The following is an 18,874-nucleotide window of genomic DNA, read 5'->3' as shown; positions in this document are numbered from 1 at the left end:
GCGGTGGATATTCCCTTTTATTTCCTTTTGGGGATATTAGCGGGGGGTTTGGGGGTGTTATTTAATCAAGGGGTGTTGAGTAGTTTAGCCTTGAATCGTCGCTGGAAATGGTCGATGGCGTGGCGGATGGGGATGGTGGGTTTGGTGTCGGGGTTAATGATTGCTTTTGCCCCGCCGATTTTTCGCAATAATGCCGGGTTGCGAGATTTTTTGATTACGGAGGAGGTGGGCATTCAACAAACCAGTTTGGTGTTTTTGGCGCATTTTTCCCTCACGTTATTAGTGTATGGGACGGGCGCACCAGGAGGGGTGTTTGCTCCGGCTCTGGTGTTGGGGTTGGCCTTGGGGTATTGGGTGGGGGGGATTAAGACGTTATTAATTGGGGCGGCCTCGACTACTCCTTATGCTTTGGTGGGGATGGGGGCGTTTTTTACGGCGGTAGCCCGAGTCCCGGTGACGGCCATTGTCATTGTGTTTGAGTTGACGGGGAATTTTAGTTTGGTGTTACCGTTGATGATTGGCTCGGTGACGGCTTATGGGGTGGCGGAGACGTTGAAAACGGGGTCTTTGTATCAGCATTTGTTGGAGGCCAGTGGCATTCCTTTGCGGGATGAGGATAATAGTTATGATTTTCTCTCCAATTTACGGGCCGGGGATGTGATGCAGCGACAGGTGGAGACGTTAGAGGCAGGGATGACGGTGGAGGAGACCTTTCAGTTTTTTTCGGGGTCCCTGCATCATGGCTTCCCGGTGGTGGATGAGGGGCAGTTGGTGGGGTTGGTGACGGAGACACATTTGGCGGAGTTAGGGCGAGCGTCTAATGATTTGCCGTTGCAGGAGGTGATGACGATGCGCCCGGTGACGGTGCAACCTTATTCGCCGTTGAGTGATGTGTTGTATTTGATGGACCGCTATCAGATTTCCCATTTGCCTGTGACGGAAGGGCGGCGGTTGGTGGGGATTATTACTCGCAGTGATTTGATCCATGCAACGGCGGACCGGTTGAGTGCGAGACAGTTACCCCGTGAGCAGCAACCTGAGCCGTCTTATGTGGTGTATCAGCATCGGGCCCCGGCCACGGGCAATGGGCGGTTGTTAGTGCCGTTGGCTAATCCGGAGACGGTGAAGGCGTTGTTACAGATGGCGGCGGCTATTGCTCAGGAGCGACGGTTGGAGATTGAATGTTTGCATATTGTCACGGTGCCACAGCATTTGTCCCCGGCCCAAGCGGATGCAGATTTACAGGAGAGTTTGCAGTTGTTTGAGGAGGCTCGCGCGATCGCGCGAGCCTGGGAAATCCCTCTCCATGTGCAAATCCGCATCGCCCATGATGCCGCTTTAGCAGTATTAGAAACCATCAATGAACGGCATATTAATTTATTGTTGATGGGCTGGAAAGGCAGCACCTCAACCCCCGGACGCATTTTTGGAGATGTGGTGGATCGGTTGATTCATGAGGCGAGTTGTGATGTGATGTTGGTGAAATTGGGGACTCCCCCCCACGCTTATCCTCTGCCGTCGGCGATGTCTCCCACTTGGATCATCCCCATGGCCGGGGGGCCTAATGTGAAACTGGCATTACGGTTGTTACCTGCGTTGAATTTATTGGCCAATTCCCCAGAAATGATGCTCTGTCAGGTGTATCCCCCGGAGCAGGAGACGTTTGATATTACTCCCCTAGAGGAGGCGGCCAATCGTCTCAAGACGACGTTATCTAAGGAAGTAACGGCGATTCCCATTCGCTCTCATTCCGTGTCTGAGGCGGTGTTACGGTTAGCGGAGGAAGAAAATAGTGAGTTGGTGATGATTGGAGCGAGTCGAGAAAGTTTATTAAAACAGGCGTTAAATGGGAATATTCCGGAGGCCATTGCCTCTGGGTTACAGTGTACGGTGATTTTGGTGAGAAGTGCTTTAATTGTTGATAGTTAGCTGTTGTGTGTTTAAATTGGTGTGTGATAGGGAACAGGGAATAGGGAACAGGGAAAGGGATTAGAGTATTTTTTGCTCACAGTTTTTTCCCCTAACGAGAAACCGGGTTTCTTATGGACATGGTACATTAATCCATCAACTGTTATATAGAAACCCGGTTTCTGACTTGCTCTTAACCAACACACTTTGCTCCCTCAACCCGGTTTAACAGGTTTTAACCCAAGGCTCATTTTGGCTTTTGGGGGTATGCAATGACACTCAAGGTGGCTCAATCTTCCTTGGGAGGGAGACGGCGAATTTCTGAATAAAATCCGGTTTGTACAACCCCTTGACTATTTTTAACTAATGTGGTACGCAAACGGAGATTTTCACTGGCAAACCAGAGTCTTTCCTCGGAATACATCCCCTCTGCATCAACCACCAAAGTGACGGATTCATCATCACTGATCTGATAAAACCCTTTCCCTGCTCCATCCCGGAGGAGTTTTCCGGTGTGGTCTCCTTCTGGGAGGACAACTAGCACTGTGGACCCCACTTGCTTGGGTTTGCTCCAGTCGGCGGAGGTGTCCCAACTGATTTTAACGCCTTGCCACACTTGGGCGGGATCGACGCGATACTGTTTACAGAGTTGGGTGACTCGCTCGTGGTTGGGGGGGAGTAATTCTACGGTAATATCAGATTTACTATTGTCGGCTTCAGGGTTGGTGATTTGGTAACGAGTCCGTTGGGAAAACCAGCGGCCTTCGCTTTGGGTGAAAAAGGTTTGAATATCCATTAATGAACTATGACCGATTCTCAATATTTAGGGATTGGTGAGGAAAATACCAATCCCCTATTGTATTACGATTCGGTCGTCTCTAGTCGTTTGAGGGAGATTTGGGCGGCTTCGCTGACTTGGGGGTGGTTGTCTTTGCTGAGGAAGTTGAGGGCGGATTGGCTTTTTTGGGTGGGGAGGTGGCCGAGAGCTTCGGCGAGACGTTGACGGACGAGCCAGTCGGGGGAGTTGGCAAAGTTAAGGATGTCTTCGACGGCATCGGTGGCTTTAATTTCGCCTAATGCGGCAATGGCCGCTTGTTGGATGACGACTTCATCACTCTGGAGGGCTTCTAGGAGGACAGGTTTGGCTCTTTCGTCTTTTAAGTTTCCGAGGGAGACGGCGGCACTAAAGCGCACTAACCATTCGGTATCTTCATAAAAGGCCCGCACGAGGGGTTCAAGGGCGCGACTATCTTCTAAGTATCCTAATGCTCCTGCTGCATCGGCCCGGATGCCATAATCGGGGTCGGTTTCGAGGAGTTTGACGAGGATGGGGTAACATTCGTCGGTGGCTTTCACACCGAGGGCAAAGACGGCCATGGAGCGAATTTGCAGCACTTCGTCGTTGAGGACTTTTTTGATGAGGGGGACTGCTTCGGAGGCGGGAATTCCCCGCAGGTTGGCTAGGGCAATCATGCGATCGCGCGAACTCTGACTATCCAGTTGTGTAGAAATTTGATCTAAGGTCAGTTGCATAGTAATTCGGGTTAATTTATATTTCTTTACAAATTGTAACGATTTTTTTAAGGGAATGGTTAATGGGTAATGAATACTTGATTCTCCCCAATCTCCCCCTTGCCCTGTTCGCGTTAGCGTCCCGTCAGGGGTAGCGAAGCCGTTCGCGTAGCGTCTCCGTGCTTGAGAAAGGGCATCTCCCTCACCGCAAAAACACCAGTTGTCCCGACACCGGGGGACTTAGATGACCCACAATACGACTATGGGTATATCCTGCGGTTTGTAAGCGAATTAGACAGGACTCAGCATTCTCAGAGGGGAGAGCGGCCAGTAAACCTCCGGCCACTTGGGGATCAAATAATAAGGGAGCAGAGGGAGTAGTTTGGCAGTCGGACCAGTTGACAATTTGTTGGCCATAACGCTGGTTGCGGAGTTGGTGGGGGTGGGTAAACCCTTGCGCTAAGGTGTCTATTGCACCGTCAAAAATTGGCAGGTTAGAGAGCATTAATTCGATCTGCACGGGGGTTTCTCCCCGTAACATTAATAAATGGCCGAGCAGTCCTTTTTCTTGTATCGCGGTGCAAGCGGTTGCTCCCGCTTCTTGTAAAATGTGCATGGCCTGTTGTTGGGGGAGGAGGAGGGAGTCGAGTGCCTGGTGGACCCAGCGGCCTTTGGCTTGAGCGTGACGGTCTGCGGTGAATAATGTCCCTGTCCCCAAGGCTTGGGTTAAAATGAGGCTCTGACCTGCTTGCAGTCGCGGTTTCTCTAGGGAATGCTCCCCCACTATTTTACTATGACATAGGACACTTAATGCGAGGTTTTCTCCTTGGGTGCTATGTCCCCCTAGGAGGGTGGTATGGGTGGCTTGGAGTTGGTGGCAAACTCCTACGAGGACTTGTCGGAGGAGGGTTTCTAGGGGGGAAGGACTGCTGTAGGGAAGGATGATACTGGTGAGGACGGTTTGGGGGGTTGCACCGATGGCCCAAAGGGGATTAAAACTTTCATTAACGGCAATTTGTCCGAATTTATAAGGGTCGTTTAAGAAGTTGTGTAAGTAGTGATGATTTTGAGGGGTGGTTTCGGAATTATCGGTCTGTGGGAGGGGGTCGGCTAAGGGGGGATTGTCTATGGTTTTGATGACTTGTGAAAAGAGGGAATTGGGGGAGTTAGATTTAGGTTTTTTTTCGCTAGTTTTTGGCTCTGGTTGAATAGGGTGAGGGGTTGGGGAAAGTTGCTCGAATTGTGCCATAAAGTTTCGGTCAATTTTATCTTTCCATCGCCATAGGAGGGGAGAAGCTGCTCCCAGTTTCCACCAAGAGGCGACGGCGCGTTGATCGCCTGTACCAATTAGGGCTAAATATTTTTTTTGCGGTTTAAAGGGTTTTGGGTCTTTTCCGGTGACAATGCGGCTGATGTTTTTAAAGAGGGGTTGGCCTTGGCGAACGGCGAATACTCCTGCTTTGGGGCGGGGGTGGTTTGTCATTGTGGCGATATCTCCGGCGGCGAAAATGTGGGGATGAGAGACGGATTGTAGGGTGTCTGCTACTAAGATAAAGCCGTTTTTATCGGTGGTTAGGTCGGATTCTGCGAGCCATTGGGGGGCGGAGGCTTGTGTGACCCAGAATGCACAATCGAAGGTTTTTGTCAAGCCGGATTGACAATGAATTTGGGTTTTGGTGACTTGGTTAACGGTTTCGTTGAGGTGTAGTTGGATTCCTCGTTGTTTGAGGTGTTGGGTAAGGTAGGAGCTAACCCAGTTGTTATGGCCTTTGAGGAGGGTGGAGTTGCGGTGAAAGAGGGAGATTTGTAGGTTTTCTGGGGGGAGGAGTTGTTGTAGGCGGGTTTTGGCATTGAGGGCTAGTTCAACGCCTCCTGCTCCTCCGCCAATTATGGCGATGTGCCAGGGTTTTTGGGGGTTATTTTGCACGTTTTGGAGTAAGGTATTCCATGCTTGCAAAAATTGGGAGACGGGTTTTGCGGGGATGGTGTGTTGGGTTGCTCCGGAGACGGTTTGGGTTGCGGGGGTGCTACCAATGTCTAGGGAGAGGTAGTCGAAGGGGATGGGGGGATGGTTGGCACAAATGACCTGATTTTGTGTTAAATCTAGATTAAGGACGCGATCGCAATAAAACTGTGCTTGAGCGAAACGAGTTAACCGTTGTAAGTCTATGTGGGTTTCGTCGTAGGTGTAGAATCCTGCGATATGGCCGGGAAGCATCCCTGAGTAGGGAGTATGGGGAGGATCACTAATGAGGGTGATCCGCACTCCGGGGAGGGGATGGAGGCCGAGTTGTTTTAGGGCGATCGCGTGACTATGGCCTCCCCCTAGTAGGACAAGATCGGTTACAATCGGTTGCGTCATCTTTCTCTCCTGTGGGTTGTGCATAACCTGTAAATTGATTGTGACATGGGTTTATATTAAGTTTGTATTTTGGCAATCAATTACAATTTTGTTGATGAATGGAAGCCATTTTTGTCTTGATTACTGTAAATAATGCACAAAAAATTTGTTGATGGAATCTGGAGTAGTGTTTTAGCTCTAGGAATTGGCACTGTTACTTCTTTAATTATACCGTCTTTTAAAACTGGAGTCTTGGTGGGTGTTACCGCAGGGACAACCGCAGGGGTTTCAATTTTGCGAGTGCGTATGATTATTGAACAACAAAATCAGCAATTAGCGCAACATTTTAGGAGTCTTGAAGTCCAGTTACAACAAGCGTCTCAGGGGGATATATCTGCGGAAAATTGGCAAATCCTTCAGGAGCAATTACAGCAACTCAAGGAGCAGGTGCAAGGAGAGAAAACGCGCGATCGCAATTCTCAAGACACTGCTCCCCCGTTAACCAATTTAACCGATAATCCCCGACTCATTCCCAGTTTTGATACTCAAATTCCCCAAGAAATTATTGATTGGTTAGAGGCACAAAATATTACAGTTAAAACCTACCGCAAAGCAGATCCAAAAGATTCAATTTTTAATGAAATTGCGTTAATTTTAGGCAACAAATATAATACGGTGGTTACATTTTATGAGCAATTAAAGCGAAATTTATCCAATGGGACTAATTTTAGGGTTAATCTGAAGTCAAAAAGTCAGCAAGAAATCTCCGACTCAACCAGTCTAGGATATAAGTTAAAAAATTACACCTTTTTGGCAAATTATCGCTATGATCGACGCAATAGAATGATCTATGCAACCCCCCAAAGTCTCGGACAAATTAATAATTTTTTTACGGGGGAATGGTTAGAGCGATTTGTATTTTTAAAAGTCATTACCTTACTGTCTCAAACCCAAAAAGACTATCAATTTTTAGTCAATCCCCAGATTATTTTACCCAATGGGGATGACTTCGAGTTGGATTTATTTTTTCTAGTCGAGAATACTCCCCTATGGATTGAATGTAAAACCGGGGATTTTCAAGCGCATATTGCCAAATATTCAGAAATCCGTAAAACCTTAAATGTTGCTCCAAAATACTCCTTTATGGTTATTTTGAATATTCCGGAAGCACAAGCAATGGATGTGTCAAAAATTTATGGGATTCGTATTTTAAATCAGAATAACTTTTTAGAAGTTATTGCCGAAACATTGGACATTGACTTAAATTCTAAATTAAAATCCGTTACTCCCCAATATAGTCAAACCGAAAAACAATTAATTAGTATTTTAAACAAGGCACAAATGCGGCCTCTCCCTGAATACCGCAAGGAGGTTTTAACCCGGTTAGTGGATATTTTTCAATCGTCCACTTTACCAATTAATTTATTTGAAGTTAAAAATTTAGTTTTTGAACGAGTGAAAACTCTCTCAGGAGATAAAACCTTTTCTAAAACTAAATTGCAAGATATTTTTAATGCACTGTTGCGAGGATGCTGCTTTTTAAATGAGGAGAATCATCCTATTTTTTCGATGAAGCAGTTAGTCTATTCTCTGGTTTCCCAAGATATTGAAGTCTTAGAGCAACATTGCATTGAAAGTTATATTTATGTCTTTTTATCTCTAGATTTGAATTATTTTGAGTCTCCAGACAATATTACCCTGTTTGAACAAACGGTAAGAGGGACTTTCCCCCATGCAGAGGTCATCCAAGGGGTTCAAGAAAAGATTATACAACAACGAGAGACTGTAACGGGGGAGGAAGAATAATCAATAATTCGGCTCTACCGAATCTGTTTAAAAAGTTAGAAAAATGAAATCTATTCCCCGTTCCCTATTCCCTGTTCCCTGTTCCGGAGTTCCCTCAAGACTAAATTAAATTATCATTTTTACATAACAAGTTCGGTAGAGCCAAAATTACCGGAGTTGAATGGGGATTGAAATAATGAATTCAGTCTCAATGCCAGGGGTTGAATAACAGTTTAATGTGCCTTGGTGAAGATGGGTGATAATAGAATAACTGGTACTTAACCCTAAACCCGTCCCTTTCCCGACAGGTTTGGTGGTGAAGAAGGGGTCAAAAATACGATCGCGCACTTCCGGATTAATACCAGACCCATTATCCATAATCGAAATATAAACCCGATTTTTAGACCGATCACACCACGTCGCAATCTGGATTTGTTTGGGACGATCCGGATCAGAATGCTTTAATGCGTCAAGCGCATTACTAATTAAACTAGCAAACACCTGATTTAACAAACCTGGATAACAGTCCACCGGAGGTAAATCCCCATAATTTTGTAACACTTGAATCCCCTGAAACCGATGAGCAAAGAGCGTTAATGTACTCTCTAACCCTTCATGGAGATCAACCGTTTTTTGTTCCGACTCATCCAACCGCGCAAACGAACGTAACGAACTGACAATATCTCGAATGCGCTTTGCTCCCATTTGCATGGAGTTTAATAAATGGGGGAAATCCTGCTGTACAAACTCTACATCCAACTCCTCCAACGCTGCGGCTAAATTTGGGGGGGGATCAGGATAGGTTTGCTGATAGAGGGTGATCACTTGGATCATTGACTCTGCATAGTCTTGGGCCGGGGTGACATTACTATAAATAAAACTGGTGGGATTATTAATTTCATGAGCAACCCCGGCCACCAGTTGACCCAAAGCAGACATTTTCTCACTTTGGACTAACTGGGATTGGGTGGCCTTGAGTTGATCGAGGGTTTCGGTCAATTGTTGGGACTTTTGCCGTTCATCCTCCTCGGCCTTGCTGCGTGCGCTAATTTCGCCTTGTAATGCGTCGTTAATGCGACTGAGTTCGTTTTTTTGCGATCGCAAGATGCGTTGACTCCGATGCACATTATATAAAAACCCGATAAACAGCACATTGAGCAAGGTTAACAAGGTCACTTCCACATAAAACGAGCGTCGATAGGATGCTAAGGTCGAATCGGGTTCATAGGACACCAAATAGGCCACCGGGTCCTGACTGACATTGCGAATAGAGACAAATGTGGCAATATAACCTTGAGATTCCACCCGCAAGGGAACTGCAAAGGAACTATGGGTGGTTAAGCGGTCTTGGATGCGCGATTTGAGTCGGTCTTTGAGGGTGGCCAAGTGGTCACAGGGAATATTACACCCAGAGGAGGGAAGGGGAAGCGATCGCTTTTCTCGGAGGAAGCGATCGCTTAATTCACTCTCCACATAATTACTCACCTCCGACTGAAACACCTTATCCTCCACCACCGACTGATTCAGCACTAACTGAAAATGGCCTTGAAAAAACTGATTGAGAGTATCTTGAATGGCCTTAAAACTAATACTGGTTTCCACACTCCCCAAATGAACCGGGTTGTCTTCCACCGAGTCTGCTTCCCCTTGGGTAGAGGGAGCGACAATGGGGAACACATAGCGAAACCCGTTAAAAATTCGCCCTTCCTCAAACCCAAACACCGGAATTTGGCGAAGATTGGCCTGTCGAACCGACTCTCGCACCGCAAATAAAGGATCACCAAATTTCTCTGGCCGATGGAAGCGCAAAAAACTTGTCCCATCGGGGAGATGAAAATGTAGTTGTCGGAGGTTGCGATCGGTTAAATTCTCATAGGTGGGTTTTAGTAACTGCAAAAGCTGTTCTCGCAAGTCCGCTTTTTCTTCCAGACTGGCCCCTTGCACCTGTCGCAAAATCTCCAACACTTGAGGATGGTGGATCACTTCCTCATAGAGGGTTTGGGACACAATACGATAGGTGTCAACCGTAATTTTGTAAGCATTTTCCAGTTTCTCAACCCGTGTCGAGAGAATAATCTCCCGTTCTTTAACAAAATTGTACGTTGCTCCTCCAACCCCTAAGACTTCGAGGAGTATAAACGCGAGTAAATAAAACCAGAGATAGCGAGAGGATTTCAACACAGAGAATAACACCGAGGCAAAAGTGAGTTGAGAGCAATCCCTGATTGAGTCAATCCCAGGATAAGCAATCTTACTTAAATTTTGGCTTAATCTTAAATTCGGTTACAGGATTTACAGACCAAAACCGCCTTTAGACCGTCTTTAATAGAGGAGTAAAAATACCTATTTGTCTGTTCAAAGATAAGTCTTTTGTTTCTAGACTGCTATATCGTGCCGCATCCCCCTGAAACCGGACAAAATATCGACCATAGGGACGTTTCGTTTCCTTCCCCGCAAAGGCAAAACACCATGGCCGATGACCCTAAGAAATTCTACCTATTTTATTCTAGTGGATCGGGCTGAACGTTTGTAGGGGTGGGGGTTTTGTAATGATTTCTTTAGATTTATCTCTAGGACTGATCCCTAGTGTTAGGACTGATCCCTAGTGTTAAGCAATGTAAATAAAACCCCATTAAGATTTCACTTTTGGTAAGTTTTGTTAAGTTTATGGCCATTCATAAAAAATATTTTTCATAGTGTAAAGAGAATCTCATGCTAGAGAAAGCTGTCACGTTCGTATTCTGTTGTTATTCAAGATTTCATGGCTGTTATGTTAGACTCCTTTGTTCTCGCTCCCCGGTATGGTATGGATGACGAGTCGATCTGGCTCAAAGGTATTGATCCCAGTCGCAATTATTGGCTTTATATCAACGGTGTGCAAGAACTAACCACCACACTTCCGGGGTTAGTTGTGGCAGATGTTGAGATGTGGATTGCCAAAATTAAAGAATTTCGGGGACTCCAACCCCAAGAAAAAATGCAGCTTGAACGGGCCGCCAGCACGTTAACCATTCATTGTGTGAGTTCCAATTGTTACGCCATTGAAGCGGAAGTCCAAGGCGCACCCGTGTGGCACTTATTCGACAAAGAAACCTTAGAAAGCCTATTAAGAACCGCACACCCGGACTGGATGTGCGCTCCTCAAGATGTAGAATTAGGGCGAGAGCTAATTATGCAATCGTTCAGCCAACCGGCTTACGTTTAACTAGCCTGAGATTGCAGGTTTAGTAATTCTTCTGGCGACGCAAGGAGTTTAATTGAGACTTGTTGTAGCGTTTGCTCGTCTGCACAGGTAAACGTCCAAGCAACGTTTACACTGAAAAGAGAGGTGTGAACTTTCCCCAGGATTTCCCGTTGACTGCTGCCGTCGGCCAAGGTATGAACGTCGGCTTCTTGGTGGGGGATGCACTGGATGCCTTGGGCTTCTTTGCGAAGATAACGAGCGATCGCCCTAGGGCCGATAATTTCCTCCTCAAAGGGGGGTAAAAGACGGCCTTCTGGGGAAAAGAGCCGACTGACTCCAAGATAATCCCCTTGATTGAGACAATCAAAGTAGTGAGCAACGAGGGGATGAAATTTTCCTGGAACAACAGTAGGACTCTTGGCAGCAGTGGCAAGCATAATAATCTAACAGAATATCAACATTTCTCAGAATTTCTAAGAGGAAGGGCGCAGCACGGTGCGCCCTTCACTAGGTTATTGGAGCGTTTTTGTCCGCTTAGGCGAGGGGATCAAATCCCATATCTGCAACAGCATTCCGTAATACTGTGATTTGCTGTCCGAATTCGAGGCGGCCAATCGCATCGAGAAGACGCAGCGCAGGTTCACTCATGCGATAATAGGTCGGTACAGGAATCACAGTCCCTTCAACCATCATTTCTGCTAAGACATACCAGAAAGCGAGTTTAGTATTTGTGCCAAGGATGCCATAGGCGCGGGAAACCGGGCTATCGACTTTGTTGGCTAAGTCGCGCATGGCTTGCATTTGCTCATCATAGGACATTTCTTTGAAACCGTTGATCAGTCCTTCGGCAAATTGTAACCGAGCGGCCCCAGGTGCGGCAGGGGTGATGGATTTACCCATTTGAGTGTAGGCAAACCAGAGTAAGGCTAACTGATCCGTTGCACTGAGTGATTTAAGTCTAGAGGTGATATCTGCAACAGGATTGGCGAATTGGGTAGTGGAAATTGCGTTAGTTGTGTAAGCCATGATCGTTTTAGGTATTTAGGTGAGTGTTTGCTTACTTCACATTATGCAAACTTTTGTAAAAATGTGCAAATAAATATTACAAATCGTTGTAAAAACAATAAAATATGGTATTTTGGGATTTTTTGTGACCGTTATCACAGACAAAAAGGGCTGGGTTGGGTCATCATAGACAAGGCCAAATTGAGAACACCGTGGTTATTACTTGCGATCGCATCAAAACCCAAGCCAGAGAAATCGGCTTTCACAAAGTCGGCATCGCCGCAGTCGAGCAAGAGGATAGCCTAGAGGAGCATTTACAACGCTGGTTAGCCTTGGGATATCAAGCAGATATGGCTTGGATGGCCAACCCCAAACGGTACAACGTGCGCGACTATTGGCCCGACGTGCAATCTATTATCTGTGTCGCCTTAAATTACTACACCCCCCACCAGCATTCCCCAAACCCAGACACCGGGAAAATCTCCCGTTACGGATGGGGGAGAGACTACCATAAAGTCATGCACAAAAAACTCAAAGCCTTAACACGCTGGCTAGAATCCCAAGGAGAAGGCATTGAGGCCAAATACGCAGCAGACACCGCCCCCCTCCAAGATAAAGTCTGGGCCCAACGGGCCGGCCTCGGTTGGATCGCCAAAAATAGTAACGTTATTACACGAGAATACGGGAGTTGGGTCTTTCTAGGAGAAGTCTTAACCAACCTAAAATTACCCCCCGATCAACCCCACACTCAGCATTGTGGCACTTGCACCCGATGCCTAGAAGCCTGTCCCACCGGAGCAATCCCCGAACCCTTCGTCGTCGATGCCAATCGTTGTATTGCCTACCATACCATTGAAAATCGCGGAGACAGTATCCCCGAAGACATCGCCTCCCACATGGACGGTTGGGTAGCCGGATGTGATATTTGCCAAGAGGTGTGTCCTTGGAATCAACGCTTTGCCCAAGAAACCGACGTAACAGACTTTCACCCCTATCCCGGCAATATTAGCCCAAAACTAAGTGAACTCGCTGCACTCACGCCAGAGGAGTGGAATCAACGCTTCCCCGCCTCCGCCTTACGTCGTATTAAGCCCGAAATGTGGCGACGGAATGCCCGTGCTAACCTGAATCCATAGACCTTTTTATTTTGCCCCCTTTATGGCTATTGAATGGATTATTTTTGATTTTGATGGCACGATCGCGGATACCCATCGGCCTTTTATTAACATTCTCAACCGTCTCTCCGATGAATTTGGCTATGACCCCGTAAAAGAAGAAGACATCCCCAAATTACGGGGATTAAGTTCCCAAGAAATCGTCCAAAAAGCCGACATTTCCCTATTCAAAATCCCCTTTTTACTCAAAAAAGCCAAACAAGAGTTAAACAAAGATATTATCCATGTTTTGCCTATAACCGGGATGGATCAAGCCATTCAAGAGTTATATCAAACTGGCTATCACCTAGGCATATTAACCTCAAATATTCAAGAGAATGTTACTATATTTTTACAAAAAAACAACTTGAGTGACTTATTTGAGTTTGTCCATTCGGGAAACACCTTATTTGGGAAAGATCGTCTTTTAAAAAAAATCTTTAAGCAATATAACATTAACCCCGATGTAACGGTTTATGTAGGGGATGAAACGCGAGACATTGACGCAGCAAAAAAAAGCGGAATTCGAGTAATATCAGTAACTTGGGGATTTAATTCTCAAGACATTTTAGCCGAACACAACCCCGATTTTCTAGTGTCCAATGTCGAAGACTTTATAAAGTTAATCAATTAACAATTAGCAATTAATATTTGTTGTTTGTTCTTGGTTGTTGGTTAACAAGGATAACTGGTAATTGCAAATTATCAATTATTAATTATCCATTATCAATTACCCATTACCCAACTTATTCATTCATCGTCTTATAAGTGGCCACCGCAGACGGAGAAATTCGGTTTAAATAGCGGAAAATCCAATATTTTAAAACCGTATCTAGGATAACCGGAAACGTGGCAATAAAGAGAAAATTGAAATCTCGACTTTCTGGGAGGCCAAAATGTCGAGACACCCCTTCTAAGATAACCTCCCACCCGTGGGGAGAGTGGAAACCCACAAACATATCCGTAAAGAGAATAATGAGAAATGCTTTCGCAGAGTCACTGAGGCCATAAACTAATTCATCGAGAAAGTTTTTCAGAATAGTAATTTCTTCTCGACTAATAAGCAATATCCACGTAAACACAACCACAGAAGCAAGGTCTGCAAAAACATTAGAAATTGCATTTGCTCCTTCTTCTCGGTATTCATGGGCCAATTCTTTCGCTTTCTCCTCGACTTTTTCCTCCTTCTCCTCTGGAGAAAGTTCTGGAGACATTCCGAGCAGACTACTAAATTCTAACGTGCGCTCATAATTTTCTAACTCCATGAATGCTTCTTCTTGGAGGTTTTGATTTAAAAAAATAATTTCACTATTGGGATTAAAGAAATTTTCTTGAATAATCGGCTTAAAAATTAAAGTTTTCGTTAATTGATGAGTAAAAAGTGGTATAATAATCAATAACAGCAAAAACTTAATAGAAATAGACGTGCGATTCCGAGCTTGGCGGAATTTATTAATCATTTCCCCTTCCGATTCACGGGATTGCGGGTCGATTTCTCGCTTAATCCGACTAAAGGTATTGAGAATAGAACGGGGAACTGCTCCGGTTTTTCCAGAGGCAATTTCTAAGTTGGCTTTATTGCCATTATTTCCCGCATTACTCCCCCAACTTTGTCCTTTTGTCATCCCTTTTTCATCTTGGGGGGGACGGGTGACAGAATTAGCATTTCCTTCCGGGACTTTAACGAGGGAAACGGAGCGTCGATCCTCCGGGGGTGGGGGTTGATAGCGTGCGAGGACTTCATCAATAAAGTTTAATTTTTCAATAATAATGGCCGATCGCTCGCTCATATCACTCCCATAAAAGGGAGATCGGGGTTGGGCCAGATTATTGAGCCAACTCTGAGTTGATTTAAACTCCGCTAAACGGAGCTTTGCGTTAGTGATTTGCTTATTAACTTCTGATTCACAGTACGATAGAACCTGTTGGCTATGGTCTCCGGTTTCCCGCGACACCTTGTTCCCGTCAAAATACTCATCTTCGATCGCGCGAATGGTCAAAGCGGCCCGATACGCCATATCCAAAGCGCGATCGGGGGTATCATAATACCACCGCTTCAAGTTGCGGATAATATTGCTCAGTTTCATAGTAACTATCCAGCAAAGAGGGTAACAGGGTCTATCTAATGTGAGACGAAAGAACCGAATGTATGTGGTATGTTAGCAGATTTGCCTCAGAAGTGGAGTAGGGAGTTGATAGTTGATAGTGGATAGTGGATAGTGGATAGTTGGGGGATTGAACCACAAAGACACAAAGGACACAAAGGGGAGATGGGGAAAATACGGGAGAACCAAGAACCAAGAACTAAGAACAAAAAAAATGACCAACTCAATCTGGATACAAGGGATTACGCGCAGTGGCAAAACCACTCGTTTAGTCGAAGAATTTCGCCGTTGGTTACGAGAGCAACCGCGTTTTGTCTTACCCTCTCCTCCTCCTCAGCAAAATATTGCCCCCACCTTACTCATTTTTGCCGCCAATGACGATAACCGTCGAGAACTCACCGACCGACTCCAGCAAGAAGCTCAACCCCAGTTTCCCCTCCTCAGTAAAACCCCTCTGGGATTTATCTCCGATGAAGTCTTGCTGTTTTGGCCGCTTTTATTCCAGAAATTGAACCTCAAAGCACAATTTCCCCTGCGGTTACGGCCCGAAACCGAGCAGGAATTTGCCACACAACTTTGGCGGCCTCGGTTAGAAGCAGAAAATCTTTTACAAGGAGAGATTACAGAATATCGTTTTGTGCGGCAAACTCTAGACTTGATGCAGTTAGCAGGTGCAGGGGGAATTCCGTGCCAAGATATTCCCAAAATCTTGCAAATGGGAGCAGTAGAGCAGAGTTGGGAGTATAACCCCGAAGTCACCCAACTCCGGGGAGAGTTACTGCAACAGTGGCGACAATGGTGTTTAGAACGGGGATTGCTCAGTTATGGGCTAATTTATGAATTATACGGGCAGTATTTACTCCATGACTCCACCTACCAACACCATTTGAAACAGCGTTATGCGGCGGTTTTTGCCGATGATCTCGACGATTATCCGGGGTTGGCGAAGTCTTTGTTAGAGTTCTTGTTACAGGAGGGAATTACGGGGGTTTTTACCTATAATCCGAATGGCAAAATTCGCTTGGGATTAAATGCTGATCCCGATGCCATGTTGAGGGTGGCAGATGCTTGTGAAGTGGTGGAGGAGTTAACCCCAGTGCGGGGGTTAGCGGCAGAATTAGCCAATCCGGTGGTGGAGTTGGTACAGGGTGCAGTGACACTGCCTCCCATTCCCTCCTCGGTGCGGTTAGTGCCGGAAATTTCCCGTGCGGCCTTATTACGGAAAACGGCGGACACCATTGCAAAAGCGGTTCATCAGGGGAAAATTGCACCAGAGGAGATTGTCATTATCGCGCCTGGGTTAGATGCGATCGCGCGATATACCCTCACCGAAATTTTAGCCGAGCGAGGCATCACCGTTGACCCCCTCAACGAACAACGACCACTCATTAGCTCCCCCCTCGTCCGTGCCTTACTCACCCTCTTATGCTTCCTCTATCCCCACTTAGGACGCTTCTTACTACAACGGGATGCCATAGCCGAAATGTTAGTCATATTAAGTCAACCCACCCCAGAAGAAAACAACAGCACCGGAATTGATCCCGTGCGAGCCGGACTCTTAGCCGATCACTGTTATTATTTTGATCTCGACCATCCCCAACTCCTCCCAGGGAAACGCTACCCCCGTTGGGACCGCTTAGGGTATAAAGTCATGGCAGTTTATGAGGAGATTCGCCAATGGATAGAAGAAACCAAAGCCAAACAACAAGAACAACCTGTCACCCCCATGATCTTGTTAAACCAAGCCATTGAACGGTTTTTATGGAATGGGAGTAACTTACCCTATAGTCAAGTATCCGCCTTGCGGGAATTAATGGAAACCGCCCAACATTTTTGGCAAGTGGATCGACGGTTGCGGCAAAATGAAAAAACCGCCCGTTCCCAAACTGACACCATCGCCCAATTTATCCAACTCCTCCGCCGAGGCACAATCACCGCCAACGCCTACCCTGTGCGGCCTTGGGGGACAACCCAACCCAACGCCGTCACCCTAACCACCATCTTTCAATACCGGTCCCTCCGTCGCTCCCACAAATGGCATTTTTGGCTTGATGCGGGATCCGTCCTTTGGGAAAAAAGCGGTGCGGCCAAACTATTCGCCTATGAACTCTTTTTGCAAGACTGGCCCGGCTTTCCCATCATGCCAGAAGACCAGATCAAACGAGACGAAGAACACCTCGAACGTCTTTTACGGGACTTACTCGGACGAGTTGAGGAGCGATTATACTTATGTCACAGTGACTTAGCCGTTAACGGAGTCGAACAAACCGGACGGTTATTGTCCTTAGTTCATGGTGCATTACCCATATTCGACGACTCCACCCCAACGGAAAACGCGCCAACCCCCACATCATAGAGAATCCGGGAATTAGCGCGTTTTTAGACCGTCTTGACTCATTCTTTAAGCCAAATTAGACCAATCAAGGTTTATTTAAAACCAATCGCTGCTTGCCACACAAAGGCCAGCAGTAAGAAAAACAAGGGAATTAAAGGCAGAACATCCACTAAGGGATCAAAGATTTGATAGGCTTCTGGTAATTTAGCCAAGAGCATAGCAGCTTCCATTGCGTTATCCTTCCAATACAGCTTTTTTAAGATTTGTTGTAGATTTTAACATGGTCGGTGTTTTTGGTTCTTTGTTCTTTGGGAACAGTAAACAGTAAACAGTAAACAGCATCCGAAGGCAGATGGCAGATGGCAGAAGGAAGGAAAACGGGTAAAGTTAACCTAACCTAAAAAGAAGGTCAGAAACTAATCACTGTAAGGCTTTTAGCCAATTTTCAGCGATTTTTAGTTTCACCGAGAGTAAACTGTTACCAGTAACCAGTTGTTACTCCCCATCTTCCCCATCTCTCTGGACCATAGGGTGTCTCACTTTAACTTGTCACCAATGTCCATTACCCATTACTGACCAAACTCTGCTTGTAACGCCTCATCGTGATCATCGGCAATGGTTGCCACTAGAGTAATAGCGCGAGAAATTTCTTGGGCGGAGAGATCGGCCACGGTACGCTGGGAAGATACCACAATCTGATTGTTAAAAATCCCAAAACAGGTTTCAAAAGTGCCAGACCAATTCATCTCCATCAGTTTCTTCATCAACTCTCCTTCATTTTTAGCCGGGAGTTGCAACACGGGAGACCAAACCGTGAGTAAATCTTCCTCTGTCTCCCCGGTTAACTGCACATAAACCTCAACACTCCCGTATTGAAACTTCCACAATGTCCCTTGGTCACTGTGGTTTACCATTGCGCTGTCATTTTGTTCTAGACTGCCAATGACCGTTTCAATTAAGTCACTACAACTGGTCTGTTCTTCCTCTAATTCTTCATTCTCAGTGACTAACGTATCCATATTTTCGTTAACCATCGTCTCAATCCTCTCTCTGTGCCGTTCAAATTTAGTATGCCATAGGAAATGGGGGAGTTGGAGTTGTTTGCTAGTCTGGATACTGTTTTAGTTTAAATTCTCCGCTCCCGATGCTGCCAACCTCTTAATAGGGACGGCCTGAGAGTCCTAGGCGTTGACGATTGGTGTTGCCAGGAATGGCCCCCTGTCCGCCGGGATTGACGGGAGTGCCTCCATTATTGTCACCTCCTCCATTATCATCGCCTCCTCCGTTATCTGGATCGCCGCAACTGTTGCTACTATCGCCTAGATTAGCAAGTTTACAAGTTGCGTAAGCCCAAGCCTGTTGGGCCCGTTGCAAATGCTCACCGAGCCATTCTCCTTTGGCCTCTGGTTGACGCTCCACGCCCTAAAGGAGCGTGGATTCTTGGTTCAACGAATCTCCGTTAGCTAGCAGGATTTCTCCAACCAACCAAGAGGGAGTTTCTCCCCAAGCGTTAATTTTCGTGCGCCCCACGATATATAAAGCCCT

General features: G+C 46.2%; 16 protein-coding genes. 6 read left to right on the top strand and 10 right to left on the bottom strand.

Annotated elements, in window-relative coordinates; all coding sequences use genetic code 11:
- Positions 1–1,929, top strand: a 1,929-nt coding sequence (locus PN462_RS16535; RefSeq protein WP_272129922.1) for a chloride channel protein, incomplete at its 5' end; no start/stop codon positions are given.
- A 268-nt stretch (positions 1,930–2,197) separates the two neighbouring features.
- Here the strand turns inward: PN462_RS16535 and PN462_RS16530 are convergent.
- The 3 genes from PN462_RS16530 to selD form a co-directional block, all read right to left on the bottom strand.
- Positions 2,198–2,704: a phycobiliprotein lyase gene (locus PN462_RS16530; RefSeq protein WP_272129921.1), complete on the bottom strand. Its 507-nt coding sequence runs from the start codon at positions 2,702–2,704 to the stop codon at positions 2,198–2,200.
- A gap of 65 nt (positions 2,705–2,769) precedes the next feature.
- Complete coding sequence (locus tag PN462_RS16525; protein ID WP_272129920.1) at positions 2,770–3,441, bottom strand: HEAT repeat domain-containing protein; 672 nt, start codon at positions 3,439–3,441, stop codon at positions 2,770–2,772.
- 181 nt (positions 3,442–3,622) lie between these two features.
- Positions 3,623–5,782 (bottom strand): selenide, water dikinase SelD, encoded by a 2,160-nt coding sequence (gene selD / locus PN462_RS16520; RefSeq protein ID WP_272129919.1) that lies wholly within the window; start codon positions 5,780–5,782, stop codon positions 3,623–3,625.
- A 132-nt stretch (positions 5,783–5,914) separates the two neighbouring features.
- Here selD and PN462_RS16515 point away from each other — a divergent pair, with 132 nt between their 5' ends.
- Positions 5,915–7,567 (top strand): hypothetical protein, encoded by a 1,653-nt coding sequence (locus tag PN462_RS16515; protein ID WP_272129918.1) that lies wholly within the window; start codon positions 5,915–5,917, stop codon positions 7,565–7,567.
- 147 nt (positions 7,568–7,714) lie between these two features.
- On the opposite strand, the gene PN462_RS16510 is transcribed toward PN462_RS16515, so the two are convergent.
- Positions 7,715–9,727 carry an ATP-binding protein gene (locus PN462_RS16510; RefSeq protein ID WP_272129917.1) on the bottom strand — a complete coding sequence of 671 codons (2,013 nt, stop codon included), beginning with the start codon at positions 9,725–9,727 and terminating at the stop codon, positions 7,715–7,717.
- Positions 9,728–10,316: 589 nt separating this feature from the next.
- Between PN462_RS16510 and PN462_RS16505 the strand changes: the two genes are divergently transcribed.
- Positions 10,317–10,751 (top strand): hypothetical protein, encoded by a 435-nt coding sequence (locus PN462_RS16505; protein ID WP_443029197.1) that lies wholly within the window; start codon positions 10,317–10,319, stop codon positions 10,749–10,751.
- Here PN462_RS16505 and PN462_RS16500 read toward each other — a convergent pair.
- Positions 10,748–11,167: a ketosteroid isomerase family protein gene (locus tag PN462_RS16500; RefSeq protein WP_272129915.1), complete on the bottom strand. Its 420-nt coding sequence runs from the start codon at positions 11,165–11,167 to the stop codon at positions 10,748–10,750. The two genes, PN462_RS16505 and PN462_RS16500, sit on opposite strands and share 4 nt — an antisense overlap.
- Before the next feature lie 97 nt (positions 11,168–11,264).
- Positions 11,265–11,756 carry an orange carotenoid protein N-terminal domain-containing protein gene (locus tag PN462_RS16495; protein WP_272129914.1) on the bottom strand — a complete coding sequence of 164 codons (492 nt, stop codon included), beginning with the start codon at positions 11,754–11,756 and terminating at the stop codon, positions 11,265–11,267.
- Positions 11,757–11,911: 155 nt separating this feature from the next.
- On the opposite strand from PN462_RS16495, the gene queG reads away from it, so the two are divergent.
- Both queG and PN462_RS16485 read left to right on the top strand, forming a co-directional pair.
- Positions 11,912–12,871, top strand: a complete 960-nt coding sequence (gene queG, locus PN462_RS16490) for a tRNA epoxyqueuosine(34) reductase QueG (RefSeq protein ID WP_272129913.1) — start codon at positions 11,912–11,914, stop codon at positions 12,869–12,871.
- Between the two features lie 22 nt (positions 12,872–12,893).
- The gene (locus tag PN462_RS16485) at positions 12,894–13,523 is read left to right on the top strand and encodes an HAD-IA family hydrolase (protein ID WP_272129912.1); all 630 of its coding nucleotides are present in this window, start codon (positions 12,894–12,896) and stop codon (positions 13,521–13,523) included.
- Between the two features lie 112 nt (positions 13,524–13,635).
- On the opposite strand, the gene PN462_RS16480 is transcribed toward PN462_RS16485, so the two are convergent.
- Entirely contained in the window at positions 13,636–14,976 is a 1,341-nt protein-coding gene (locus tag PN462_RS16480) for a proton extrusion protein PcxA (RefSeq protein ID WP_272129911.1), read from the bottom strand.
- Between the two features lie 232 nt (positions 14,977–15,208).
- On the opposite strand from PN462_RS16480, the gene PN462_RS16475 reads away from it, so the two are divergent.
- Positions 15,209–17,350: a recombinase family protein gene (locus PN462_RS16475; RefSeq protein ID WP_272129910.1), complete on the top strand. Its 2,142-nt coding sequence runs from the start codon at positions 15,209–15,211 to the stop codon at positions 17,348–17,350.
- A gap of 71 nt (positions 17,351–17,421) precedes the next feature.
- On the opposite strand, the gene PN462_RS16470 is transcribed toward PN462_RS16475, so the two are convergent.
- The 3 genes from PN462_RS16470 to PN462_RS16460 form a co-directional block, all read right to left on the bottom strand.
- A complete protein-coding gene (locus tag PN462_RS16470; RefSeq protein ID WP_272129909.1) occupies positions 17,422–17,559 on the bottom strand; it encodes a photosystem II reaction center protein K in 138 nt (45 codons plus the stop codon).
- A 339-nt stretch (positions 17,560–17,898) separates the two neighbouring features.
- Complete coding sequence (locus PN462_RS16465) at positions 17,899–18,348, bottom strand: YbjN domain-containing protein (protein WP_443029196.1); 450 nt, start codon at positions 18,346–18,348, stop codon at positions 17,899–17,901.
- Positions 18,349–18,487: 139 nt separating this feature from the next.
- Positions 18,488–18,748 (bottom strand): hypothetical protein, encoded by a 261-nt coding sequence (locus PN462_RS16460; protein ID WP_272129907.1) that lies wholly within the window; start codon positions 18,746–18,748, stop codon positions 18,488–18,490.
- Between the last annotated feature and the right edge of the window lie 126 nt (positions 18,749–18,874).

The organism is Spirulina sp. CS-785/01 (genome assembly GCF_028330525.1).
Taxonomy (GTDB): Bacteria; Cyanobacteriota; Cyanobacteriia; order Cyanobacteriales; family Spirulinaceae; genus JAQMSD01.
This window is presented reverse-complemented; position numbering and strand designations above follow the sequence as displayed.

Bases quoted from the DNA above. Each gene is read 5' to 3' on its own strand.
- PN462_RS16530 (WP_272129921.1), bottom strand. From the start codon at position 2,704: ATGGATATTCAAACCTTTTTCACCCAAAGCGAAGGCCGCTGGTTTTCC.
- PN462_RS16525 (WP_272129920.1), bottom strand. From the start codon at position 3,441: ATGCAACTGACCTTAGATCAAATTTCTACACAACTGGATAGTCAGAGT.
- selD (WP_272129919.1), bottom strand. From the start codon at position 5,782: ATGACGCAACCGATTGTAACCGATCTTGTCCTACTAGGGGGAGGCCAT.
- PN462_RS16515 (WP_272129918.1), top strand. From the start codon at position 5,915: ATGCACAAAAAATTTGTTGATGGAATCTGGAGTAGTGTTTTAGCTCTA.
- PN462_RS16505 (WP_443029197.1), top strand. From the start codon at position 10,317: ATGTTAGACTCCTTTGTTCTCGCTCCCCGGTATGGTATGGATGACGAG.
- PN462_RS16500 (WP_272129915.1), bottom strand. From the start codon at position 11,167: ATGCTTGCCACTGCTGCCAAGAGTCCTACTGTTGTTCCAGGAAAATTT.
- PN462_RS16495 (WP_272129914.1), bottom strand. From the start codon at position 11,756: ATGGCTTACACAACTAACGCAATTTCCACTACCCAATTCGCCAATCCT.
- PN462_RS16485 (WP_272129912.1), top strand. From the start codon at position 12,894: ATGGCTATTGAATGGATTATTTTTGATTTTGATGGCACGATCGCGGAT.
- PN462_RS16480 (WP_272129911.1), bottom strand. From the start codon at position 14,976: ATGAAACTGAGCAATATTATCCGCAACTTGAAGCGGTGGTATTATGAT.
- PN462_RS16475 (WP_272129910.1), top strand. From the start codon at position 15,209: ATGACCAACTCAATCTGGATACAAGGGATTACGCGCAGTGGCAAAACC.
- PN462_RS16470 (WP_272129909.1), bottom strand. From the start codon at position 17,559: ATGGAAGCTGCTATGCTCTTGGCTAAATTACCAGAAGCCTATCAAATC.
- PN462_RS16465 (WP_443029196.1), bottom strand. From the start codon at position 18,348: ATGGATACGTTAGTCACTGAGAATGAAGAATTAGAGGAAGAACAGACC.